The sequence below is a fragment of the Microbispora oryzae genome (assembly GCF_017896165.1).
Classification (GTDB): Bacteria; Actinomycetota; Actinomycetes; order Streptosporangiales; family Streptosporangiaceae; genus Microbispora; species Microbispora oryzae.
This window is the reverse complement of sequence record NZ_JAFCNB010000002.1, coordinates 461,434-483,834: the sequence shown is the minus strand read 5'-3', so window position 1 is coordinate 483,834 and position 22,401 is coordinate 461,434. Positions and strand designations below refer to the sequence as shown.

Here is a 22,401-nt window from a genome sequence, read left to right as displayed (position 1 = left end):
GCAGCCGTGTCGGCGGCCCTTCGGGCGGCCGAGCAGACCGGTCGCCCTACAGCAGGCCGCGGCGCGCGAGCAACGGCGTGATCTCCGGCTCCCCGCCCCGGAACTCCCGGAACGCGGCCATCGCGTCCACACTGCCGCCCTTCGACAGCAGTTCCCGGCGGAAACGGTCACCGTTCTCCCGGCGCAGGCCGCCGTTCTCGCCGAACCACTCGACCGTGTCGGCGTCGAGGACCTCGCTCCAGATGTAGGAGTAGTAGCCGGCGCTGTAGCCGCCCGCCCAGATGTGGGCGAAGTAGCCGCTGCGGTAGCGGGGCGGGATGGCGGGCAGATCCACCCCGGCCTCCTTGAGCGCCGTCCGCTCGAACTCCTCGGGGTCCTCACCCGCGTAGGTCGTGTGCCAGGCCCAGTCGAGCAGCGTGGCCGCCAGATACTCCACCGTGGCGAAACCCTGGTTGAACTTCTCGGCCTCCAGCATGCGGTCGACGAGCTCCTGCGGCATCGGCTCGCCGGTCTCGTGATGCCGCGCGTAGTTCGCCAGGATCTCCGGATGGGTCGCCCACATCTCGTTGACCTGGGACGGATACTCGACGAAGTCGCGGGGCACCGCCGTACCGGAGAAGCGCGGGTAGCGGACGTCGGAGAACAGCCCGTGCAGGGCGTGGCCGAACTCGTGGAACATGGTGTTGACCTCGTCGAAGGTCAACAGGGTCGGGTCGCCCTTGACGATGTTGAGATTGTTGACCACGACCGGGCGGGTGCCCTCCAGCGCCGACTGCTTGACCAGGCTGTTCATCCAGGCCCCGCCCCGCTTCGACGCGCGGGCGTGGTAGTCGCCGACGAACAGGCCGAGCGGCGTGCCGTCCTCCTCGAACACCTCGAAGACCCGCGCGTCAGGGTGATGGGCGCGCAGGTCCGGCCGTTCGGTGAAGGTGATGCCGTAGAGGCGGGTCGCGGCGTGGAAAACGCCCTTCTCCAGCACCGTGTTCAGCTCGAAGTAGGGCCGCAGGAGGGCGCCGTCGACGTCGAAACGCTCCCTTCGCACCCGCTCCGCGTAGAACGCCCAGTCCCAGGGTTGTACGGCGTGGCCGGCGAGCGCCTCCAGGTCGGCCTGCTCCTTGCCGGCGTTCGCCACGGCCGCCGGCACCAGCCGGTTGAGCATCTCGGTCACCGCCGCCGTGGTGCCCGCCGTCTGGTCGGCCAGGACGTACTCCGCGTGGTTCGCGTACCCCAGCAGCCGCGCCCTTTCGCGCCGCAGAACGGCCATCTCCCTGATCAGGCCGGCGTTGTCCGCCCCGCGGCCCGTCGACGCCGTGTGGACGCGCTCCCGCAGCGAACGGCTTTCCAGCTGGGCGAGCACCGGCTGGGCCGTGGGGAGCACCAGAGTGATGAGGTGTCTGCCCTCCTGCAGGCCGCGCTCCCTGGCCGTGTCCGCGAGGGCCCGTACCGCGTCCTCCGGCAGACCGGTGAGCTCGGCGGCGTCGTCCACCTCGACCGCGCGGGCGTTCGTGTCGGAGAGGAGCCGTTGCTGAAAGTCCGTCCCGAGCGCCGAGAGCCGCTCGTTGATCTCCCTCAGGCGCTCCTGGTCCGCCGGGCCCAGCTCCGCCCCGGCCCGGACGAAGTCCGTCAGGTAGCGGTCGAGCAGCCACCGCTGCTCCTCGCCGGCCGCCTCCACCGCCTTGATCCGGGCGAACAGCGCGGGATTGAGACGGACGGCGTCGGAGTGCGCGGCCAGCTTCGGGGTGACCTCCTTCTGGATCTCCTGGATGGCCGGAGTCGTGTCGGAGGACGCCTGGTTGAAGAACACGGTCGCCACCCGCTCCAGCAGCGCTCCAGACCGTTCCAGGGCCTCGATCGTGTTCTCGAACGTCGGCGGCTCGGGATCGCCGGCTATCGCCTCGATCTCGGCCAGATGCTCGGCCATGCCACGCTCGAAGGCCGGCCCGTAGTGCTCGTCCTCGATCTCCGCGAAGGCGGGGAGCCCGTACGGCAGGGTGCTGGGGCTGAAGAAGGGATTGCGGGGCGAAACCATGTCACGAGGCTCCTCACCTGGTGCGGGGGCTCGTCACAGCGTCGCACAGACAAGACCGTCCGAGCAGATTCCGGGGGCACGCGGCAATCGTTTTGGTGGTGGGTCCCAAGCTGGGCTATCCTTTCCGAAGTCGCGAGCGAGACCGACGGGTCCCGCAAGCAGATGGGGTATGGGGTAATTGGCAGCCCGACGGATTCTGGCTCCGTTAGTCTAGGTTCGAGTCCTGGTACCCCAGCTGGATCCCCCCCAAGGGATTCTGCTGGATAGCAACATCACGCAGTGCATGGTCCCGTCGTCTAGTGGCCTAGGACGCCGCCCTCTCAAGGCGGTAACGGCGGTTCGAATCCGCTCGGGACTACCACACTGCACTCGGCTCCGTCGTCTAGTGGCCTAGGACGCCGCCCTCTCAAGGCGGTAGCGCCGGTTCGAATCCGGTCGGGGCTACAAGTAGATCCTCAAAGAACCCTCGGCCCCCAGGTCCGGGGGTTCTCGCCGTTACGGGACGCCGCGCCCTGTTCATGGCCCGCCGCGCGGGCGGGAATCCGGCCGGTTTGCAAGATCCGCGAGGAACCCTCGGCCCCCAGGTCCGGGGGTTCTCGCCGTTACGGGACGCCGCGCCCTGTTCATGGCCCGCCGCGCGGGCGGGAATCCGGCCGGTTTGCAAGATCCGCGAGGAACCTTCGGCCCCCCAGGTCCGGGGGTTCTCGCCGTTACGGGACGCCGCGCCCTGTTCATGGCCCGCCGCGCGGGCGGGAATCCGGCCCAGCCCCCGCGCTTGACTTCAAGCGCTTGAGGTGTGGTCTGCTGCCTGGCATGACAGCCTTCACCATCCAGGACATATCCCGGCGCATTGGGCTGAGCGAGCCGACGCTGCGCTACTACGAACAGATCGGGCTGGTCGGCCCGATCGACCGCGACGAACGCAGCGGGCATCGCCGTTACCACGCGGACGACCTTCATACTCTTGGGGCGCTGGCCTGCCTGCGCGCGGTCGGCGTCGGCATCGACGACATGCGCGCCTACCTCGCCAATCGCGCGCGCGGCCGGGCGGCGGCGGCCGAGCAGCGCGATCTGCTGCTGCGTCACGCGGAGCGCATCGAGGCCGAGATCGTCGCCCAGCGGGCGCGGCTCGCCTACCTGCGCGAGAAGGCGGCGCTGTGGGACGCCCGCGACCGCGGCGACAGCGCCGCGGAGGCCGAGGCCACGCGGCGGATCGAGGACGCGATCGAGCGACTGGGGGAGCTTCGATGAGTCAGGTTCTGGTCACCGGTGGATCGGGCTACGTGGGAACGCAGCTGATCGCCGCGCTGCTGCGGGGAGGGCGGCAGGTGCGCGCCACCTTGCGCTCGACGGCCGGTGCGGCCGATCTGCGCGCGGCGGTGCGTCGCGGCGGAGCCGACGACGCCGGACTGGAGATCGTCGCCGCGGATCTGACGTCCGACGACGGCTGGGCCGCCGCGGCAGCCGGCTGTGACGAGGTCCATCACGTCGCCTCACCCATCCCGGCCGTCCAGCCCACGGATCCCGACGAGCTGATCGTCCCCGCTCGGGAGGGCACGCTGCGCGTCCTGCGGGCCGCGCGCGACGCGGGCGCCCGGCGCGTCGTGCTCACCTCGTCGTTCGCCGCGGTCGGATACACGCCCAAGCCGGGCAGCGAGTTCACCGAGGACGACTGGACCGATCCCGACACACCGGGGCTGGAGCCCTACCCGCGCTCCAAGGCGATCGCCGAACGAGCCGCGTGGGACCTGATGGAGCGCGACGGCGGCGGTACGGAACTCGTCGTGGTCAACCCGACGTTCATCCTCGGGCCCACCCTGACGACAGCGCTGCGCTCCTCGACGCAGCTGATCAAGGCGATGCTCGACGGAACGATGAGCGTCGTGCCCCGCCGCCGTTTCGGAGTCGTCGACGTGCGTGACGTGGCCGATCTGCACATCCGCGCCATGGCCGCGCCCGAGGCCGCGGGCAGGCGCTTCCTGGCCGTCGCCGACAGCCCGGCGCTGAGCTTCCTGGAGGTGGCCGAGACCCTGAGCCGGCGGCTCGGGCCGCTCGCGGCGCGCGTTCCCACGAGGCAGGCCACGGGCGACGACCCGCCGCGACCGATCATCCACAACGACAGGGCCCGCGAGTGGCTCGGGTGGCGTCCGCGCCCCGTCGATACGACGATCGTGCAGACGGCGGAGAGCCTGCTGGCCCTCGGCCTGCTGGAGGCGGAACGCTGAGATCGCCCGAGGCGCGGGGACGCCGCCGCGCCAGTTCCAACGAGCCGGAGTCCCGGCCATTCCCCTGGAGGAATTGCCGTCAGCGGCGCCGTTCATGAGCATCGGCCGGCATGGACATCGGTGTGCTTCTACCGACCGGAACCGCCCAGTGGGGCGCCGACGGCGATCCCCGTGAGCTCGTCGCCTTCGGCCGCCGGGCCGAGGCCGCGGGTTTCTCCTCGCTCTTCGTCAACGACTCCCTGATCAGCCCTCGTATCGAGGCGCTGACCATGCTGGCGGCGCTCGCCCCGGCGACCGAGTACGTCACCCTGGGGACCGGCGCGCTCCTTCCGTTCCTGCGCCGCCCGATCCAGGCCGCGCAGGCGCTCGCGTCGATCGACCTGCTCAGCGGCGGCCGGCTCGCGGTCGCGGTCGGCGCCGGATTCCCGGGCCGGTTCGGACGGCCGTTCTACACGCTGTCGGAGGTGCCGTGGGAACGGCGCTTCGCCCGTCTGGACGAGACGGTGGCGCTCTGGCGCGCCCTGTGGAAGGGCGAGACCTCCTTCCACGGCGAGATCCTGCATTTCGATGACGTTCCGCCCGCCACCCGGCCGTACCGGCCCGGCGGCCCGCCGATCTGGCTCGGCGGCGCCACACCTGCCGCGCTGGTCCGCACCGGGCGGCACTACGACGGCTGGCTGCCCTATCCGCCCGACCCGGCCGACTACGCGGCCGGTCTCCTCGGCGTACGGCAGGCGGCGGCCGAGGCGGGCAGGCGAGCCGAGGACGTCACCCCGGCCCTGTTCGTGTCCGTACGGATCGACGACGGCCCCGAAGGCGGCCGGCGGGCGCTCGACGCGTACGCGCGGACCACCTACGGCATGCCGCTGGAGGAGCTGGAGCGGATCCAGGCGGTCGTCACCGGCACGGCCGAGCAGGTGCTCGCGGGCCTTCGGCGTTACGTCGCGGCCGGGGCGCGCCACATCGTCGTCCGCCTGGGCGCACTCGACCTGCGGGAGCAGCGCGACCAGCTCGACCGGGTCGCGGAGCTGATCCGGCCGCTCGGCACGAGTGACCGCTGAACAGGCGAACGGCCGCCCCGCGTGGAGGCGGGGCGGCCGTACGGGGCCATACAGGGCTATCCATACAAGGGCGGCTGTACAGGGCGGTACGAACGGGCGGCTACCGCCCCGACCGGGCCTTGAACAGGGCCCGCTTGGCGGCCTTGACGACCTGCTTGTCCGGATGCTGCTCCGAGATGGCCTCGAGAAGCTCCTCCAGATGCGGGTGGTGGACCTTCCAGATCACGTCGAGGAGCCCGATGAGCGTCTGCGCCGGGCCGATGTCGTACAGGCTGCTCACGAACTCCTGATTGCCGAGCCCCGCCGAGATCGTCCACATGTCGAGGATCAGCCAGTGGGTGTCCGCCTGGGTCGGCTCGGGGGCGTCCTCGACCTCGAGCTGGGTCAGGTGGGTCGCCGCGTACGGCCGCAGCGACGGCTCCTTCAGCGCCTCCAGCCACGCGGGCACGGCAGCCTCGCCGAGCGAGCCCACCAGGCTGGCCGCCTGGACCCGCACCAGCGCGTCGGACTCCTCCTCCGCGGCGGCCTCCAGCAGCTCCACGGCCGCCTTGGAGGGCTCGCGCTGCGCGAGCCACGCGGCGAACTCCTCGTCCGCCTCCTCCTCCGACATGTCCGCGCTGAACGACAGCAGGTCGAAGGCGGTCATCGCGTCGATGGCCGGGCGGGCGTCCACCTCGATGTCAAGATCGTCGAGCAGGTGGACGAGCCCCTCGGTGCCGAGCGGCGTGAGCGACACGACGTCGCCCGCGACGGTGACCATGCCGTATCCGGTCAGCCAGGCGGTCACGGGGGCCAGCGGGTCGCCCGCCGCGGCCCAGGCGTCCGTACCGAGATCGTCATATTCGGCCACCGCCTCGGCCAGCTCGTCACGCAGCTCCGCGAGCGACCGCGAGCCGCCGGCGAGCAGCAGGCGGATGAGCAGCGCGCGGGTGAGGCCGGACAGCGCCAGCGTGAGATCGTCGTCGTCGAGCTCGGGGTCGCCGTAGTCGATCGAGTGAAGGCCGAGCATCCAGACGTCCAGCACGTCCTCGTCGTCGTCGTACGGCCAGGCGGCGGTGTCGGCGTCGACGCTGACGGTGTCCGACCCGTCGGGCGCGAGGAACTCCAGGTCGATGGCGAGGTTCCAGAGATTCCAGATGTTGCCGGCGTCGGGCAGGCCGAGCGCCCGCACCGCGTCGGCCACCTCGTCGTCGCTGAGGAGCGTCTGCTCCCCGACCTTGCGTCCCGTGCCCACCCAGACGGAGAGGTCGCGCGCCTGGGCGATCAGCGTCGTCTGCCTGGCGGCGTCGGCGAGCTCGGCGTCGGGGCGCAGCCGGATCGTCGGCAGAGCGGCGATCTCGTCGGCGAACGGCTCGAAGTCGCCGAGGCTGTCGCCCTCGTCCTCCTCGTCGTCGAGCTCGTCCTCCTCGTCCCACTCGCGTTCGGTGATGATGTCGTCCATCGCGTCGAGGAAGTCGTCCTCGATCTCGTCGAGCTCGGCGAGGAGCCGGGGGAGCGGGTCGGAGCCGGGCGACAGCCGTCCGGTCGACGACAGGAACGTCAGATACGCCCGGACGGCGGCCACCATCCCCTCGGCGGCGGCCTCGGCGTCCTCCACGACCTGCGGTATGCGCTCCAGCAGCACGGTACGCAGATCGCCGCGCTTCCACAGCCCGACGTCGGTACGGGCGATCAGGCGGTGCCACAGGGCGACCGGGCCCACCAGATCGGGATCGCCGCCGGATGCGTTCTCCGGCGCCCAGAGGATGAATTCTTGGAGCAGAGGACGCAGCTCAGCGGCGGCCGTGTCGATGCGATCTGTCACCCCGCCAGCCTAGGGCTAATGGGACACAGCCTCTAATCAGTTACGCCAGCTGTGCGTCCGGGATTCTTCCGTCTTCACCCCCAGGTGAGGAACGTTTCATCCTCAGTTGGCCCGGCGCATGGCCTCCGTGATCCGCTCCGCCGCCGCGACCACCGGCGCGGCGTGCATCCGGCCGGGCGTACGGGTGAGCCGCTCGATGGGGCCGGAGACCGAGACGGCAGCGATGACCTTGCCGCCCGTGCCCCGTATCGGGGCGGAGACGCTGGCCACCCCCTGCTCGCGCTCGCCGACGCTGTGCGCCCAGCCCCTCCTGCGCACGCTCGCCAGGGTCGCGGCGGTGAACTTCGCGCCCCGCAGGCCGCGGTGCAGGCGGTCCGGTTCCTCCCAGGCGAGCAGGATCTGCGCCGCCGAGCCCGCGGTCATGGGCAGGGCGGAGCCGACCGGGACGGTGTCCCGCAGGCCGCTGGCCCGCTCCGCGGCGGCCACGCACACCCGCTCGTCCCCCTGCCTCCGGTAGAGCTGGGCGCTCTCCCCGGTGAGGTCGCGGAGCTGGATGAGGACCGGACCGGCCACGGCGAGCAGCCGGTCCTCTCCGGCGGCGGTGGACAGCTCCGACAGCCGCGGTCCCAGAATGAAACGTCCCTGGGTGTCACGGGAGACGATGCGGTGATGCTCCAGCGCCACCGCCAGCCGATGGGCCGTCGGCCTGGCCAGACCGGTCGCCTGAACGAGCTGTGCCAGGGAAGCGGGGCCCGCCTCCAGGGCGTTGAGTACGAGAACCGCCTTGTCGAGTACTCCGACCCCGCTAGAGTTGTCCATAGGCCGATACTGCCGTCTCGCAATGCGAGATGCAAACGCAAACCGGTAATCAGGCAAGTACAGTGTCCATATCCCGATATTCCTGTCTCATGATGAGAGACATCCGGGGGTCGAACGCAAGGAGGCGTCACACCGATGGGTCGCACACTGGCAGAGAAAGTCTGGGAGCAGCACGTCGTACGCCGTGCCGAGGGCGAGCCCGACCTGCTCTACATCGACCTGCACCTCATCCATGAGGTGACGAGCCCGCAGGCGTTCGACGGCCTGCGTCTCAGCGGCCGGACGGTGCGGCGTCCCGACCTCACCATCGCCACCGAGGATCACAACGTCCCGACCGTGCTCGGCCCGATCTCCGACCCGGTCTCGCGCGCGCAGGTCGAGACCCTGCGCAAGAACGCCGCGGAGTTCGGCGTCCGGCTGCACCCGATGGGCGACGCCGGACAGGGCGTGGTGCACATCATCGGCCCGCAGTTCGGGCTGACGCAGCCCGGCATGACGATCGTCTGCGGCGACTCGCACACCTCGACGCACGGCGCGTTCGGCGGCATCGCCTTCGGCATCGGCACCTCCGAGGTCGAGCACGTGCTCGCCACCCAGACCCTGCCGGCGTACCGGCCGAAGACGATGGCGATCGAGGTCGAGGGCGAGCTGCCGGTCGGCGTCACGGCGAAGGACCTGATCCTGGCCATCATCGCCAAGATCGGCACGGGCGGCGGCCAGGGTCACATCGTGGAGTACCGCGGCGAGGCGATCCGCAAGCTCTCCATGGAGGGCCGGATGACCGTCTGCAACATGTCGATCGAAGCCGGCGCCCGCGCCGGAATGATCGCGCCGGACGAGACCACCTTCGAATACCTGCGCGGCCGGCCGCACGCGCCCACGGGCGCCGCCTGGGACCAGGCCGTGGAGTACTGGAAGAGCCTGCGCACCGACGACGACGCCGAGTTCGACACCGTCGTGACGATCGACGCCTCGACCCTGACGCCGTTCGTGACCTGGGGCACGAACCCGGGCCAGGGCGCGCCGCTGGGCTCCGTCGTGCCGTCCCCCGGGGACTTCGCGGACCCGGTGCAGCGGTCGGCCGCCGAGCGGGCCCTGGAATACATGGGCCTGACCGCGGGCACACCGCTCCGGGACATCCAGGTGGACACCGTGTTCGTCGGCTCGTGCACCAACGGCCGCCTGGAGGACCTGCGTGCCGCGGCCGAGATCGTGCGGGGGCGCAAGGTGGTCACCCGCACCCTCGTCGTGCCGGGGTCGATGCAGGTCAAGAAGGCCGCCGAGGCCGAGGGCCTGCACGAGGTGTTCAAGGCCGCCGGGGCCGAGTGGCGCGAGGCGGGGTGCTCGATGTGCCTCGGCATGAACCCGGACACGCTCAAGCCCGGCGAGCGCAGCGCCTCGACCTCCAACCGCAATTTCGAGGGCCGCCAGGGCAAGGGCGGCCGCACCCATCTGGTGTCCCCGCAGGTCGCGGCGGCGACCGCCGTCACCGGCAGGCTGACCGCTCCCGCCGATCTGTGACCCGAACCGACCTGTCCGAGGGAAAAATCATCATGGATGCCTTCACCACTCACACCGGCCGCGCGGTGCCGCTGCGCCGCAGCAACGTGGACACCGACCAGATCATCCCGGCCGTCTGGCTCAAGCAGGTCAGCCGCACCGGCTTCGAGCGGGGCCTGTTCGCCGCCTGGCGCGAGGACCCGTCCTTCGTCCTGAACGACCCCGCCTACGCCGGGGCGACGATCCTCGTCTCCGGCCCCGACTTCGGCACCGGCTCGTCCCGTGAGCACGCCGTCTGGGCGCTCCAGCAGTACGGCTTCCGCGTCGTGATCTCCTCGCGGTTCGGCGACATCTTCCGCAACAACTCCACGAAGATGGGCCTGCTGCCGGTCGTGCTTCCGGAGGAGGTCGTCGAGCGGCTGCAGTCCGCCGCCGAGTCCGACCCCGCTCTGGAGATCACCGTCGACCTGGAGAGCCGGCAGGTCCGGGCCGGTGACATCGAGGTCTCGTTCGAGATCGACGACTACACCCGGTGGCGGCTGCTGGAGGGCCTCGACGACATCGGGCTGACCCTGCGTCACGCCGACGCGATCGGCGAGTACGAGAATGGGCGGCAGCCATGGCTGCCGACGACTGTCTGAACGAAGATCAGATCCTGGATGTCCTGCTGGCGCGGCGACTGCGTGATGCGCATCGCCGCGTCAGGGCGTTAGCCTTACCACAGGAGGAGCGAGTTCGCCTGACGCGCCGGCTGCTCGCCATCTCTGACGTGGCAAAGCGGGACATAGCCCATGCGGCCGCCCGGCTGGACACCTTCATCGCCTGTCTGGACGGCACATCCGACACGCCGAGCAGGCGAAACATGCCCCCCGGTGATTGAGTCCCGCGACCTCGTCCCCTAATTTCAAGCGCGTAAGGGGGAGGAAACCAAATGAACAAGAAGGAACTCGTCGACGCGATCGCGGACCGTGTCGGAGACAGGAAGACGGCCACGGAGGCGGTCAACGCCGTGCTGGACGCCATCCAGGGCGCGGTCGCCAGCGGCGACAAGGTCTCGATAACCGGATTCGGCGCCTTTGAGATGGTGCACAAGCCCGCCCGTACTGCTCGCAACCCTTCGACCGGCGACCCGATCAAGGTGGCGGAGAGCTGGGCGCCCAGGTTCCGGCCGGGCGCGGATTTCAAGGAGCAGGTGAACGCGGGCGGCAAGGCGTCCGCGCGGAAGAAGTAGACACCTGGACCACCGCTTCAGACGGGAACGGCGTTCGGACCTTCGTCCGGACGCCGTTCGCATTGCCGCCCCAGGGTAGGCGCCCTCAGGGCACGGGGAACGTGGACAGCGTCACGTAGGTCACCCGGCCGCCGGTCAGCGCGATGTTCACCCGCTGCCCGGAGCGCAGGAGCAGCAGCGGACCGGCGTCGAACGCCGCCGCGCCGAACGGGATCTCCGTCCCGTCGTCGAGGAACAGCGACCCCGCCCGGGTCTCCGGGTCGAAGGTCTTCACGGTCGCCTGCACGTGTCGAGGGTACCCGTGCCCTCCCTTTCCGCCTCCGGGCGCGCGCGTCACTTCTCGCCGACGTACGAGGCGAGACCGCGGATGATGATCTCCATCCCGAGCTCGAACCGGTAGTCGTTCGACTCGTCCGCCATCAGGCCGGCGACCGCCACGAGGTTGGGGAACCGGTCGGGGGGCAGCGACGCGAAATACTCCTGGATCTCCGAGCGCATGGCGTTCCAGGACTCCTCGTCCATGTCGCGGTAGCGCTCCTGCCAGATCGACTCCTCAAGGGTGAACCCCTCCATGAACACCGACAGGAGATCGCCGGCGAGCGCCGCGACCCGGTCGGGCAGACCGGCGCTCCGGATGATCGCCAGCAGTTGCTCCACGTGGGGGAGCAACTCGGCCGTGAACGGCACCTGGCTCATGGAGATCCGCGCCATGTCGCGGTGTTCCCGCAGCCGGGCCCGTCCGGCGCGCATGTAGTCCTTGACCTGCTCCTGCCACCTGGCCGGGTCGGGCGCCGGCAGCTCGACGCCCTCGAAGAGGCGGTGATACATCAGCTCCAGCAGCTCGTCCTTGCCGCTCACGTGGGCGTACAGGGCCGAGACGGCGACATCGAGCTCCGCGGCCACCTGGCGCATGCTCAGCCCGTCGTAGCCCTCCCGGTCGAGCACCGTGAAGGCGGCGTCGACGATGCGGTCGCGGGTCAGCGGATGCCGCACCGGCACCGGCCGCTTCCTCGGGCGCCCCCACGGCGATGGGGGAATGTCCGGCTGGCTCATCAGGACCTCCCGCGGTTCGCCGTCCATTGTAGTGAACAGTGCTTCCCTCAGCGAACGCTGCTCGTTCAACGAGATATATCTTGTGCGGCCCTCGAACGAGATATATCGTATGAACACCGCACTTCTCGAAGAACACTGATCGATGGTAGAACGCTGCTCACTTTATCGTGAACAGTGTTCAGAAGGAGAGAGAGATGTCGAGCACCGTGCAGACGACCGCGTCCCCGCCGGACGCGGAGGCGGCGCCCTACCGGTGGCGGTGGGCGGCGCTCATGGTGATCCTCGCGGCGGAGATCATGGATCTCCTCGACGCGATGGTCACCAACATCGCCGCGCCCGCCATGCGGGCCGATCTCGGCGGATCCGCGGCCACCATCCAGTGGATGGGCGCGGCCTACACCCTGTCCATGGCCGTCGGCCTGATCACCGGAGGGCGCCTCGGCGACATCTTCGGGCGCAAGCGGATGTTCCTGATCGGCGCGGCGGGATTCACCCTCGGATCGCTGCTGTGCGCGGTCGCGCAGTCGCCCGAGACGCTCATCGGCGCCCGCGTCCTCCAGGGACTCTTCGGCGCGGTCATGCTGCCCCAGGGCCTCGGCATGATCAAGGAGATCTTCCCGCCCAAGGAGATGCAGTCCGCCTTCGGCATGTTCGGGCCGATCATGGGCCTGTCCGCCGTCGGCGGCCCGATCCTCGCCGGATGGCTCGTGGACTCCGACTTCTTCGGCACCGGATGGCGGATGATCTTCCTGATCAACCTGCCGCTGGGCCTGGCCGCCCTGGTCGCCGGCATGGTCTTCCTGCTGGAATCCCGCTCGGCGCATCCGCTCCGGCTCGACGTGCCCGGAGTGATCCTCGCCTCGCTCGGCGGCTTCCTGGTGATCTATCCGCTGGTCCAGGGCCGCGAGCACGACTGGCCCGCCTGGGCGTTCGTCATGCTGGCCGCGTCGGTCGTCGTCTTCGCCGTGTTCGGCCTGCTCCAGTCGCGCAAGAGCCGCGGCGGCGGCGATCCGCTGATCGTGCCGAGCCTGTTCCGCAAGCGCGCCTTCACCGGCGGCCTGCTCACCGGCATGGTGTTCTTCTCCGGCATGGCGGGCTTCATGCTGGCCTTCAACCTGTACACCCAGCTCGGCCTGCACTACTCCACGCTCAAGGCGGGCCTGGCGATGGTGCCCTGGTCGGCCGGCATGATCGTCGGCTTCGGCGTCGCCCAGGCCGTGCAGAAGTTCGGCCGGAAGGTGCTGCACGGCGGCACGGCGCTCATGACGCTGGGCGTGCTCGCCACGCTGTTCACCATCGACTCGGCCGGGCTGCAGGTCACCCCGTGGCAGCTGACCCCGGCCCTGGTCGTGAGCGGCATCGGGATGGGCCTGCTCATGGCGCCGTTCTTCGACATCGTGCTCGCCGGGGTCGAGCAGCACGAGACCGGCTCGGCGTCCGGCACCCTCACAGCCGTCCAGCAACTCGGCAACGCCTTCGGGGTGGCCCTCCTCGGCACGATCTTCTTCAACCTGCTGGGGACGGTCCCCACTCCGGCGAGTTTCGGCGACGCCATGAAGATCACGCTGTGGGTCGTGGCCGGCATGCTGGTCACGACGTTCGCGGTGGCCTTCCTGCTGCCGAAGCGGGCGCGCGAGGAGCACCCCGAGGAGGCCGGGAGCCTGGCCGCGTGACGCCCCCTCCGGGCCCGCTCAGCCGAGCCCGATGAGGGGGGCGACCGCCGCGGTGGCCGGGCCCACCCCCAGCGCGAGGGCCTCGCGCAGATCCTCCACGGTGTCGACGTCCCGACGCACCGACGCGACGCCCTCCAAGACGAGCTCCTTCGCCCCGCCCGACAGGTGCCGGGCCCGCGACTCGCCGCCGAATCCCGGCCGGAACGGCACTCCCGGCAGCACCCCGTAGAACGTCGTCCCGACGTCGGCCGCGTCGGGGACGAACGACTGCTCGTGCTGCGCGGCCGCGAGCAGGACCGTCTCCAGCTCGGCCGGGCGCAGCGCGGGCAGATCCGCCTGGAGCGCGCCGATCGCGTCGCCGGGCGCGATCCGCACCGCCTCTGCGGCGCCCGCGCGCAGCGCCGCGTTGAGCCCGCGATCGGGGTCGCGCACGACGTGGGCGCCCAGGGCCGCCAGCCGCTCCGCGGGCAGCGGGTCGGCCGTGACCACGATCACCCGGGCCACCGGCCGGCCGGACAGGGCCGCCGTCACCGTGTCGCTCGCCACCGCCACCGCCAGATCGGTCCGGTACGGCCCTGCCGCGCCGGCCAGGCGGGTCTTTGCCCGGATCAGAGTCTTGACGGGGATGACAATGGACCATCGCGCCAGGTGCATACCTGTAGCATCCCGCCTCGACATCCTGCGGGGACAACCGGGAGACTTGTCCCGCATCCGGTGATTTTGGAGATCCAGTGACCCATCCCAGTGAGCCAGTGCCCGGCGCGGAGGAACGATCCTCAGGCGTCCCCGCCGAGACGGCCCCCGCCGATCCGCCCGCCGTTCCGGCCGCCCCCGCGACGCGGGGGAACTCCGCCCGGCCCGTCGGCCGCAGGGCCGGGCGTCCGCCGCGCTTCTGGGAGTACCTGATCGCCGCCATCGTCAAGCCGCTGTCGCGGTTGCTGATGAGGCACCGGTGGGGCGGCGGGGAGAACCTGCCGCGCACCGGCGGCGTGATCCTCGCGGTCAACCACCTCTCGTGGTCCGACCCGGTGCTGCTCTCGCACTACCTCTACAACAACGGGCGCTGGCCCACGATCCTCGCCAAGGCGGGGCTGTTCAGAATTCCCGTCCTCGGCCACGCCATCGCCCAATGGCAGGCGATCCCGGTCGAGCGGGGCAGCACGGAGGCGACGCAGTCGCTGAAGACCGCCGAGGAGCGGTTGCGGAACGGCGCGGCCATCCTGTTCTACCCCGAGGGCACGATCACCCGTGACCCGGCCAAGTGGCCCATGGCCGGCAAGACCGGCGTCGCCCGGCTGGCCCTCGCCACCGGCGTCCCCGTGATCCCCATCGCCCACTGGGGCGCGCAGGACTTCCTGCCGTACGGGGAGACGAAGCCGCGGCTGTTCCCCCGCACCACCTTCCACGTGCTGGCCGGGCCGCCGGTCGACCTGTCCAAGTACGCCGGGAAGCCCATGCGGGCCTCGGTCCTGCGGGAGGCCACGGCGGACATCATGGCGGCCATCACCGACCTGCTGGCGCAGATCCGGGACGAGAAGGCGCCGGAGACTCCGTACGACCCTCGCGACGCCGCGGGCCGCTGAGAGGGACGTACGGTGAAGGGCGGGGCCCGATGTCGGGCCCCGGAGAACGACAGGAGTGGGTGCGACCTGTGAGCAGTGCGGTCGTTTTCGGTACGGGCTCGTGGGGCACCACGTTCGCGATGATCCTGGCGGAGGCGGGCACCCGCACCACCCTGTGGGGACGCCGGGCGGCGGTCGTGGACGCGATCAACAGTGGGCACGAGAACCCGGAGTATCTCCCCGGGGTGGCCCTGCCCGAGACGCTGCGGGCGACGACCGACCCGGTCGCCGCGATGGAGGGCGCCGACTTCGTGGTCCTCGCCGTCCCGGCGCAGACCCTCCGGGCCAACCTTCTCACCTGGCGGCACGCGGTCCCGGACGACGCCGTGCTGGTCAGCCTGATGAAGGGCGTCGAGCTGGGCACCTGCAAGCGGATGAGCGAGGTCATCTGCGAGGTGGCCGACGTCCCGGAGAGCCGGGTGGCCGTCGTCTCCGGCCCCAACCTGGTGGGCGAGCTGGCCCAGCGGCAGCCGGCCGCGGCCGTGGTCGCCTGCCGGGACGAGGCGGTGGCGGCCAGGCTGCAGGAGGCCTGCCACCTGCCGTGGTTCCGCACGTACACCAATCCGGACGTGATCGGCGTCGAGCTGGGCGGCGCGGTCAAGAACGTCATCGCCCTGGCCGTCGGCGTGTCGGCCGGCATGGGCCTGGGCGACAACGTCCGCGCGACGCTCATGACGCGCGGGCTCGCCGAGATCGCCCGCCTGGGCGCCGCGCTGGGAGCCGACCAGCACACCTTCGCCGGCCTGGCCGGAATGGGGGATCTCATAGCGACTTGTACATCTCCGTTGTCGCGCAACCGCACCTTCGGCGAGAATCTGGGACGCGGGATGACCCTGGCGGAGGTCGTCGCGGCGACCAGGCAGACGGCCGAAGGGGTCAAGTCCTGCGAGTCCGTGCTCGAACTGGCCAGGAAGCACGACGTGGAGATGCCCATCACCGAAGTGGTCGTCGGTGTCGTGCACGACGGCATGACCCCCAGCGAGGCCGCGATGCTGCTGATGTCACGGACCCCCAAACCCGAGCGCTACGGCGTGTGACCACGGTGAGCCACAGATGAGCCACAGGCGAGCCAGATGAGCCGCAGATGAGGCGCAGCCGCAGGAAACTCGGGGAGAACTCGCGGTCGGTCCGGCTGCCCTCTCCGCCGCTGCCCCGCCAGGTGCCGATCGGGCAGCCCGTGTGGCGCTCGGCCGCCTGGGGCTTCGAGAGCTCCGCCGAGTACGGCGACGTGCTCGCGGGCCGCCGTCCCGGCTTCGCCTACGGCCGCCACGACAACCCGACCGTCGCGGCCTTCGCGGCGGCGGTGGCCGCGCTGGAAGGGGCCGCGGCGCCCGAAGACGTCGCGGGCGAGGCCTTCTCCTCCGGGATGGCGGCGGTGAACGCCGTCTTCATGACCTTCCTTCGGGCGGGGGCGCACGTGGTGGCGCCCGCGCCCCTCTACGGCGGGACGTACTCGCTGCTGAGCAGCGTGCTCGCCAGGTTCGGGGTGACCTCCGACTTCGTCGACTACTCCGACCTGCGCCGGGTGCGCGCGGCCGTCCGGTCGTCCACCAAGATCGTGTACGCCGAGACCCTGGCCAACCCGGCGATGACGGTGGCCGACATCCGGGGGCTCTACCAGATCGCCCGGGAGGCCGGCGCCCTCCTGGTCGTCGACTCCACCGCCGCCACGCCGGTCGTGTGCCGGCCGCTTGAGCACGGCGCCGACCTCGTCGTCCACTCGGCCACCAAATACCTCGGCGGTCACGACGACTGCACGGGGGGAGTGGTGGTGGGCCGTCCCGACCTGGTGGCGCAGCTCCGGGAGACCCGTATCGACACCGGGGCCTCGCTCTCCCCGGACGACGCCTTCCTGCTGCGGCGCGGCCTGGAGACGCTGACCCTCCGGGTCCGCAGGATGTGTTCGACCGCGATGGAGTTCGCCGCGGCGGTCGCCAAGCATCCGGCCGTGCGCCACGTGGACTATCCGGGGCTGCCCGCCCACCCCGGCCACCAGCTCGCCCGCATGCTGTTCGACTTCGGTCCCGAGGGCACCCGCTTCGGCGCGTGCGTCACGGTCATCCCGCACGGCGGCTACGAGGCGGGCGCGGCGCTCGTGAACAAGCTGCGGCTGATCGGCATCGCGTCGTCCATGGGCGGCACGTACACCCGGGCCACCCACCTCGCCTCCGCGGTCCGTTCGGACGAGGCGCTCTCCGGCGTCGACGCGGGCGCCGTGCGCTTCTCCATCGGCCTGGAGGACGGGGACGATCTCGTCCTCGACGTGACGCAGGCGCTCGACACGTTGGGCGCCACGAGTCCGGCGCGCGGCTGACAAGCCGTTATGCCCGGCGAACACGGTAGATTCGGGCATCATGAACGAGGAACGCGAGTCTCCCTCGCGCGTGCGCGTGGCAGTCGTCTTCGGTGGCCGCAATTCCGAGCACGCCGTCTCCCTCATGGGCGCGGGGAGTGTCCTGGAGGCCATCGACCGGACGAAATACGAGGTCGTCCCCATCGGAATCGCCCGCGACGGGCGCTGGGTGCTGGCCACGGACAACCAGACGTACGCCATCGAGTCGGGGCGGCTCCCGGAGGTCGACGACAGCGGCGCGGCTCTCGCGCTCCCGTCAGAAACGGGGTCGCTGATCGCGCTCAAGCCCGGTGACATCCCCAGCTCGCTCGGTCGCGTCGACGTCGTCTTCCCGGTCATGCACGGCCCTTTCGGCGAGGACGGCACCATCCAGGGACTGCTGGAGATGGCCGGTGTCCGCTACGTCGGCTCCGGCGTGCTGGCCAGCGCGGTCGGCATGGACAAGGCGTACATGAAGCTCGTGCTGCGGGCGGCGGGGCTGCCCGTGGGCCCGTTCGTGGTGATCCGCGACCGTGACTGGCGGCTCGACCGCAGCCGGGTGCTCAAGGAGATCGAGCAACTGGGCTGGCCCGTCTTCGTCAAGCCGGCCCGCGCCGGCTCCTCCCAGGGCATCAGCAAGGCCCACGACCAGGAGTCGCTGGAGGCCGCCGTGGAGGCGGCGCGTGAGCACGACCCGAAGGTGCTGGTCGAGGCCGCCATCGTGGGCCGGGAGATCGAGTGCGCCGTGCTGCAGTCGCTCGGGGACACCGGCCCGGAGGCCAGCCTGCCCGGAGAGGTGCTCGTGCGGGGTGAGCACGAGTTCTTCGACTTCGAGGCGAAGTACTACCCCGACCAGATGGCGCTCGACGCGCCCGCCCGCATCCCCGAGGCGGCGACCGAGACCCTGCGCGCGATGGCGGTGCGGGCGTTCGAGGCGCTCGACTGTGAGGGGCTCGCCCGGGTCGACTTCTTCTACACGCCCTCGGGCGAACTGATCGTCAACGAGATCAACACGATGCCGGGGTTCACCTCGCTGTCGGTCGCGCCGCAGCTGTGGGCCGTGACGGGCCTGCCGTACGCGGACCTCGTCGACCGGCTCATCCAGCTCGCGCTCGCCCGGCCGGCCGGGCTCCGCTAGCCCTCCGGGACCTTCGCCTTGATCGGGGTGGCCAGGTCGACCAGGACGTCTCCCGGCGCGTGTGCCCGGGAGACGGTCACCTCGACGTACGCCACCCGGTTGACGGCCGTGAACAGCGTGGGGACGCGGGGGTCCTGGAACCAGCCGACCCCGTTGATGTCGGAGACCTCCGCGGTGGGGGCCATCGTGGCGGGCCGGTCGACCCCGCACCGCAGGGCGATCTCCCCCTCACCCCACACCGCCACGTACGGGGAGGGGGGCTCGGTGGCGACCCGGTCGAGGCCGTCGACGGTCCGGGGGAGGGCCGCGTCGAGCGCCCGGCAGGCGGCGGCCGCGTCGCCCGTGGGGCGGGGCGGCTCCACCCGGACGGTCGACGAGCACCCGGCGACCGTGGTCAGGAGCGCCGTGGCAAGAAGCCCGGCGGTCAGGAGCACGGCCGGCCGCGCCACGACGATCATTGCCCGCATCGCTTCCCCGTTCGGCTCCGCCCGCCCCGCGACCTCAGGTCAGATGTGGACGATCGGGCAGGTCAGCGTGCGGGTGATGCCCTCCACGCCCTGGATCTTGGCCACCACGAGCTTGCCCAGCTCGTCGACGTTGCGCGCCTCGGCCCGGACGATCACGTCGTACGGGCCGGTGACATCCTCGGCCTGCGTGACGCCGGGTATCCCGGAGATCTGCCCGGCCACATTGGCCGCCTTGCCGACCTCGGTCTGGATGAGGATGTAGGCCTGCACCATGATGCCCTCCGGGTAGAGATCAGTGCCGGAGCGTAACCGTACCTCGAATGCACAAGGGGTGTGCCATCACAGTCGGAGATCTCGGCGAATTCGGAGCAATCCAGCGTATTTCAGGACGACTTCCGCAAGGAGCGGCCGTACTGCTCGGCCCCGGCGACGACGCCGCGGTCCTCAGGGCCCCCGACGGACGAGTGGTGGTGAGTACGGATCTGCTGATCGAGGGTAGGCACTTCCGCCGCGATTGGTCCAGTGGGTATGACATCGGGAGCAAAGCCGCCGCACAGAACCTTGCCGACATCGTTGCCATGGGCGCGGACCCGACGGCCCTGGTGGTCGGTCTCGGGCTGCCCGGTGACGTGGACACAGGCTGGCTCGACGCGCTGACCGACGGGTTCAGGGACGAGTGCGACCTGGTCGGCGCGTCGGTCGCCGGAGGGGACATCGCCCGATCCGACGTCGTCGTGCTCGGGGTCACGGCGCTCGGCGACCTCGGCGGCCGGTCTCCGGTTCGCCGCGGCGGGGCCGCGCCGGGCCAGACCGTCGCGGTCGCCGGCCGTCTCGGGCACGCGGCCGCGGGGCTCGCGCTGCTGCAGGCGGGCCGCGGGGCCGTGGACGGCCTCGACGAGCTGGTCGGCGCCCACCGCCGGCCCCGGCCGCCGTACGCGTGCGGGCCGGAGGCGGCCCGTCTCGGTGCGACGGCCATGCTGGACGTGAGCGACGGGCTGGTCCAGGACCTCGGCCACATCGCGGACGCGAGCGGCGTGGGGATCGTCGTCGATCCCGCCGCGCTGCCGATCCCGCCGCTGCTGGCGCGGGCGGCGGGGCTCCTCGGAGCCGATCCGGTCGAGTGGGCGCTGACCGGTGGCGAGGATCACGCCCTCGCCGCGGTCTTTCCCGCGGGCGTGTCACTGCCGCCCGAATGGACCGTGATAGGCGACGTCGTCGCAGGTGAGGGGGTACGCGTGCGAGGGCGCACCCTGAAAGAGGGGGGTTGGGATCACTTTCGTGATTGATGTGAAGCTTGTGACAAAGGTGTATTAGATCTGTTATTAAGTATGGCGGTCGCCGACAGGAAGGACCGCCATGGGGCGTCACAAGGCAGGACGACAGGCCGACGAGGGGCCGCTCCCGCAAGGGGGCGCCGAATGGTCCGCGTCCGACGACGACGGTGCGCGGACCCTGGGCTTCGAGGAACTGTCGCCTGAGCGGCTGGAGGCCGAGGACGCGTCGCGCCGCGGCTTCCTCGGCTCGGCCTGGAGCGACCCGGCGAAGGCGACCGGCCGCGGGACCCGCGCCGGTTTCCACGGCTCCGCCTCGCGGGAGGCGCCCGAGCCGTCCAGGCGGATGCGCCGGATGGCGCTCGTCTCCGCCATGTCCGTGTTCCTGGCCGTCGGCGTGACCGTCGGCGGGGTCCGCCTGATGGCCGGGCGGACGACCCTGACGCTCGAACCTCCAGCGGGCACCGCCTCGCACGGGCTCCTGGCACGTGGCGGCGCGGCTGCGACCCCGTCCGCCGCCGCGGGCGGATCGGACGCGAACGACCAGAACGCGGCGAGCCCCGAGGGCGCTCCCACCCCCTCGGCGTCCCCGGCCCGTTCGACCGGTCACCGTGACGGCGCCGGGACGGGCGCCGTGAAGCCGCCCGCGGGCGGGGCCGAAGGCACCCGGGACGCGTCCTCCGATGACACCCGGCCGCTCGGCGAGCAGCACTCCACGTCCCGTACGTCCGTCCCGCACGGCGGGGACACAGCGAACGGCGCGAACGGCGGGGACGTGGGAGACGCCGTCTCGGAGAACTCCACCGGCCCGTCCCAGTCGCAGGATCAGAGCCAGTCGCAGGGCCAGTCGCAGGGGCAGGGACGCGATCACATGAAGGGGCAGATCGGCGGGAACGCCCAGGCCCCGGGCAGTGGACAGGACAGCGATCAGGCCGGTGACCAGGGCGGCGGCGGCGCCGACCGGCCCACGCAGGCGGACGCGTCCGCCGGACCGGGAGTCCACGTGGACCTCTCGGTGTCGTCCCGGGGACGGAACGGATACTCGGCCAGCCTGTCGGTGCGCAACGAGGCGGCCAGGCTCGGCTCCTGGTCGGTCCGGCTTCCCGTGGGCGGCCGCGTGCTGAGCCTCGCGGGCGCGCAGTGGCGGCAGCAGGGAGACACGCTCGTCATCAGCTCGCCCCGGCCGCTCGGGGAAGGTGAGTCGCTGCGGGTGTCGTTCGTCGCCGAGGGTGACCCCGGCACGCCGGACCGGTGCACGCTTGACCAGGGCGAGTGCAGCGTCACGACGGACGACCGCCGCGGCTGGTGAGGCGGCCCCGGTTCGGGGCCTGATTGGATGGGTGCATGACCATCACCCCTCCACGCGTCCTGACGATCGCCGGTTCCGACTCGGGCGGCGGCGCCGGCATCCAGGCCGATCTGAAGACGATGCTCGCCCTAGGGGTGCACGGCATGAGCGTGATCGCGGCGGTGACCGCGCAGAACTCCGTCGGCGTGCAGGGCTACTGGGAGCTTCCTCCGGAGGCCGTCCGGGCCCAGCTCGACTCGGTGCTGGGCGACATCGGGGCACAGGCCGTCAAGACCGGCATGCTGGCCTCGCCCGTCCTCGTGGAGACCGTCGCCGAGGTGCTGTCAGGGGTGACCGTGCCCGTCGTGGTCGACCCTGTGGGCGTGTCGAAGCACGGAGACAGCCTGCTTGAGCCCGCCGCCGTGTCGACGGTGAAGTCGCTGCTGCTGCCGGCGGCCACCGTGGTCACCCCCAATCTCTGGGAGGTCGAGCAACTCACCGGCGTCAAGGTCGAAGACGAGGACGACCTGCTCCGGGCGGCGGAGGCCGTGCTGGCCCTCGGCCCCCGCTGGGCGCTGATCAAGGGCGGCCATCTGCCGGGTGATCCGGTCGACCTGCTCACGGACGGGACGAGCGAGCACCGCTTCCGGTCCGAGCGCCACGACAACCGGCACACGCACGGCACCGGCTGCACGCTGGCCTCCGCCGTCGCCTCCTGCCTCGCCCTGGGGGACGACGTTCCGGAGGCGGTACGGCGGGCGAAGGAGTACGTCACGGGGGCCATCGAGCACGGCTTCCCGCTGGGCGCCGGCATCGGCCCCGTCGACCACGGCTGGCGCCTGCGCCGGTCCTGATCGAGCCGTCCTCCCGGGACGAGCCGGGAACGAC

The 22,401-nt window shown here is 71.2% G+C and carries 23 protein-coding genes and 3 tRNA genes; 18 read left to right on the top strand and 8 right to left on the bottom strand.

Annotation, left to right across the window (positions count from 1 at the left end; all coding sequences use genetic code 11):
* Positions 1-46 precede the first annotated feature (46 nt).
* On the bottom strand, positions 47-2,029 hold the full coding sequence (locus JOL79_RS05730) for a M3 family metallopeptidase (RefSeq protein WP_210154576.1): 1,983 nt from the start codon (positions 2,027-2,029) through the stop codon (positions 47-49).
* 163 nt (positions 2,030-2,192) lie between these two features.
* On the opposite strand from JOL79_RS05730, the gene JOL79_RS05725 reads away from it, so the two are divergent.
* The 6 genes from JOL79_RS05725 to JOL79_RS05700 all read left to right on the top strand — a co-directional run bounded on the left by JOL79_RS05725 (position 2,193) and on the right by JOL79_RS05700 (position 5,315).
* Positions 2,193-2,264: transfer RNA gene (locus JOL79_RS05725), tRNA-Gln, on the top strand.
* 50 nt (positions 2,265-2,314) lie between these two features.
* Positions 2,315-2,390, top strand: a tRNA-Glu gene (locus JOL79_RS05720).
* Positions 2,391-2,400: 10 nt separating this feature from the next.
* Positions 2,401-2,473, top strand: a tRNA-Glu gene (locus JOL79_RS05715).
* A 369-nt stretch (positions 2,474-2,842) separates the two neighbouring features.
* Complete coding sequence (locus JOL79_RS05710) at positions 2,843-3,280, top strand: MerR family transcriptional regulator (protein WP_210154575.1); 438 nt, start codon at positions 2,843-2,845, stop codon at positions 3,278-3,280.
* Complete coding sequence (locus JOL79_RS05705; RefSeq protein ID WP_210154574.1) at positions 3,277-4,254, top strand: NAD-dependent epimerase/dehydratase family protein; 978 nt, start codon at positions 3,277-3,279, stop codon at positions 4,252-4,254. The genes JOL79_RS05710 and JOL79_RS05705 overlap by 4 nt, the downstream gene beginning before the upstream one ends.
* Before the next feature lie 110 nt (positions 4,255-4,364).
* Entirely contained in the window at positions 4,365-5,315 is a 951-nt protein-coding gene (locus tag JOL79_RS05700; RefSeq protein ID WP_210154573.1) for an LLM class flavin-dependent oxidoreductase, read from the top strand.
* Positions 5,316-5,415: 100 nt separating this feature from the next.
* On the opposite strand, the gene JOL79_RS05695 is transcribed toward JOL79_RS05700, so the two are convergent.
* Together JOL79_RS05695 and JOL79_RS05690 are read right to left on the bottom strand one after the other, a co-directional pair.
* Positions 5,416-7,119, bottom strand: coding sequence for a hypothetical protein (locus JOL79_RS05695; RefSeq protein ID WP_210154572.1), 1,704 nt, complete (start codon positions 7,117-7,119; stop codon positions 5,416-5,418).
* Between the two features lie 102 nt (positions 7,120-7,221).
* Positions 7,222-7,938, bottom strand: a complete 717-nt coding sequence (locus tag JOL79_RS05690; RefSeq protein WP_210154571.1) for an IclR family transcriptional regulator — start codon at positions 7,936-7,938, stop codon at positions 7,222-7,224.
* A 135-nt stretch (positions 7,939-8,073) separates the two neighbouring features.
* Here JOL79_RS05690 and leuC point away from each other — a divergent pair, with 135 nt between their 5' ends.
* The 4 genes from leuC to JOL79_RS05670 are packed head-to-tail and all read left to right on the top strand — an operon-like array spanning position 8,074 to position 10,669.
* Positions 8,074-9,459, top strand: coding sequence for a 3-isopropylmalate dehydratase large subunit (leuC, locus tag JOL79_RS05685; RefSeq protein WP_210154570.1), 1,386 nt, complete (start codon positions 8,074-8,076; stop codon positions 9,457-9,459).
* Between the two features lie 32 nt (positions 9,460-9,491).
* The gene (gene leuD, locus JOL79_RS05680; RefSeq protein WP_210154569.1) at positions 9,492-10,079 is read left to right on the top strand and encodes a 3-isopropylmalate dehydratase small subunit; all 588 of its coding nucleotides are present in this window, start codon (positions 9,492-9,494) and stop codon (positions 10,077-10,079) included.
* Positions 10,058-10,318 carry an SCO5555 family protein gene (locus JOL79_RS05675; RefSeq protein ID WP_210154568.1) on the top strand — a complete coding sequence of 87 codons (261 nt, stop codon included), beginning with the start codon at positions 10,058-10,060 and terminating at the stop codon, positions 10,316-10,318. Before leuD ends, JOL79_RS05675 begins: the two co-directional genes overlap by 22 nt.
* A 51-nt stretch (positions 10,319-10,369) precedes the next feature.
* Positions 10,370-10,669: an HU family DNA-binding protein gene (locus tag JOL79_RS05670; RefSeq protein WP_210154567.1), complete on the top strand. Its 300-nt coding sequence runs from the start codon at positions 10,370-10,372 to the stop codon at positions 10,667-10,669.
* An 85-nt stretch (positions 10,670-10,754) separates the two neighbouring features.
* Here the strand turns inward: JOL79_RS05670 and JOL79_RS05665 are convergent, their stop codons facing one another.
* Both JOL79_RS05665 and JOL79_RS05660 read right to left on the bottom strand, forming a co-directional pair.
* Positions 10,755-10,955: a hypothetical protein gene (locus JOL79_RS05665; protein WP_210154566.1), complete on the bottom strand. Its 201-nt coding sequence runs from the start codon at positions 10,953-10,955 to the stop codon at positions 10,755-10,757.
* 47 nt (positions 10,956-11,002) lie between these two features.
* On the bottom strand, positions 11,003-11,668 hold the full coding sequence (locus tag JOL79_RS05660) for a TetR/AcrR family transcriptional regulator (protein WP_307848338.1): 666 nt from the start codon (positions 11,666-11,668) through the stop codon (positions 11,003-11,005).
* Between the two features lie 248 nt (positions 11,669-11,916).
* On the opposite strand from JOL79_RS05660, the gene JOL79_RS05655 reads away from it, so the two are divergent.
* Positions 11,917-13,395: an MFS transporter gene (locus JOL79_RS05655; protein WP_210154564.1), complete on the top strand. Its 1,479-nt coding sequence runs from the start codon at positions 11,917-11,919 to the stop codon at positions 13,393-13,395.
* 18 nt (positions 13,396-13,413) lie between these two features.
* Here the strand turns inward: JOL79_RS05655 and cofC are convergent, their stop codons facing one another.
* Positions 13,414-14,049 (bottom strand): 2-phospho-L-lactate guanylyltransferase, encoded by a 636-nt coding sequence (gene cofC, locus JOL79_RS05650; protein ID WP_210154563.1) that lies wholly within the window; start codon positions 14,047-14,049, stop codon positions 13,414-13,416.
* 77 nt (positions 14,050-14,126) lie between these two features.
* Here cofC and JOL79_RS05645 point away from each other — a divergent pair, with 77 nt between their 5' ends.
* The 4 genes from JOL79_RS05645 to JOL79_RS05630 all read left to right on the top strand — a co-directional run bounded on the left by JOL79_RS05645 (position 14,127) and on the right by JOL79_RS05630 (position 18,487).
* Positions 14,127-14,978 (top strand): lysophospholipid acyltransferase family protein, encoded by an 852-nt coding sequence (locus JOL79_RS05645; RefSeq protein ID WP_307848337.1) that lies wholly within the window; start codon positions 14,127-14,129, stop codon positions 14,976-14,978.
* A gap of 68 nt (positions 14,979-15,046) precedes the next feature.
* Positions 15,047-16,054 (top strand): NAD(P)H-dependent glycerol-3-phosphate dehydrogenase, encoded by a 1,008-nt coding sequence (locus JOL79_RS05640; protein WP_210154562.1) that lies wholly within the window; start codon positions 15,047-15,049, stop codon positions 16,052-16,054.
* 47 nt (positions 16,055-16,101) lie between these two features.
* Positions 16,102-17,331, top strand: a complete 1,230-nt coding sequence (locus tag JOL79_RS05635) for a trans-sulfuration enzyme family protein (RefSeq protein WP_210154561.1) — start codon at positions 16,102-16,104, stop codon at positions 17,329-17,331.
* A 40-nt stretch (positions 17,332-17,371) separates the two neighbouring features.
* A complete protein-coding gene (locus JOL79_RS05630; RefSeq protein ID WP_210154560.1) occupies positions 17,372-18,487 on the top strand; it encodes a D-alanine--D-alanine ligase family protein in 1,116 nt (371 codons plus the stop codon).
* On the opposite strand, the gene JOL79_RS05625 is transcribed toward JOL79_RS05630, so the two are convergent.
* Both JOL79_RS05625 and JOL79_RS05620 read right to left on the bottom strand, forming a co-directional pair.
* Complete coding sequence (locus JOL79_RS05625) at positions 18,484-18,954, bottom strand: DUF3515 family protein (RefSeq protein WP_230984243.1); 471 nt, start codon at positions 18,952-18,954, stop codon at positions 18,484-18,486. The genes JOL79_RS05630 and JOL79_RS05625 overlap by 4 nt on opposite strands.
* A 39-nt stretch (positions 18,955-18,993) precedes the next feature.
* Positions 18,994-19,227, bottom strand: a complete 234-nt coding sequence (locus JOL79_RS05620; RefSeq protein WP_210154559.1) for an Lrp/AsnC family transcriptional regulator — start codon at positions 19,225-19,227, stop codon at positions 18,994-18,996.
* Positions 19,228-19,274: 47 nt separating this feature from the next.
* Here JOL79_RS05620 and JOL79_RS05615 point away from each other — a divergent pair, with 47 nt between their 5' ends.
* From JOL79_RS05615 to thiD, 3 genes are all read left to right on the top strand, one after another.
* The gene (locus tag JOL79_RS05615) at positions 19,275-20,240 is read left to right on the top strand and encodes a thiamine-phosphate kinase (RefSeq protein WP_210154558.1); all 966 of its coding nucleotides are present in this window, start codon (positions 19,275-19,277) and stop codon (positions 20,238-20,240) included.
* A 70-nt stretch (positions 20,241-20,310) separates the two neighbouring features.
* Positions 20,311-21,534: a hypothetical protein gene (locus tag JOL79_RS05610; RefSeq protein ID WP_210154557.1), complete on the top strand. Its 1,224-nt coding sequence runs from the start codon at positions 20,311-20,313 to the stop codon at positions 21,532-21,534.
* A gap of 35 nt (positions 21,535-21,569) precedes the next feature.
* The gene (gene thiD / locus JOL79_RS05605; RefSeq protein WP_210154556.1) at positions 21,570-22,367 is read left to right on the top strand and encodes a bifunctional hydroxymethylpyrimidine kinase/phosphomethylpyrimidine kinase; all 798 of its coding nucleotides are present in this window, start codon (positions 21,570-21,572) and stop codon (positions 22,365-22,367) included.
* Positions 22,368-22,401: the final 34 nt, after the last annotated feature.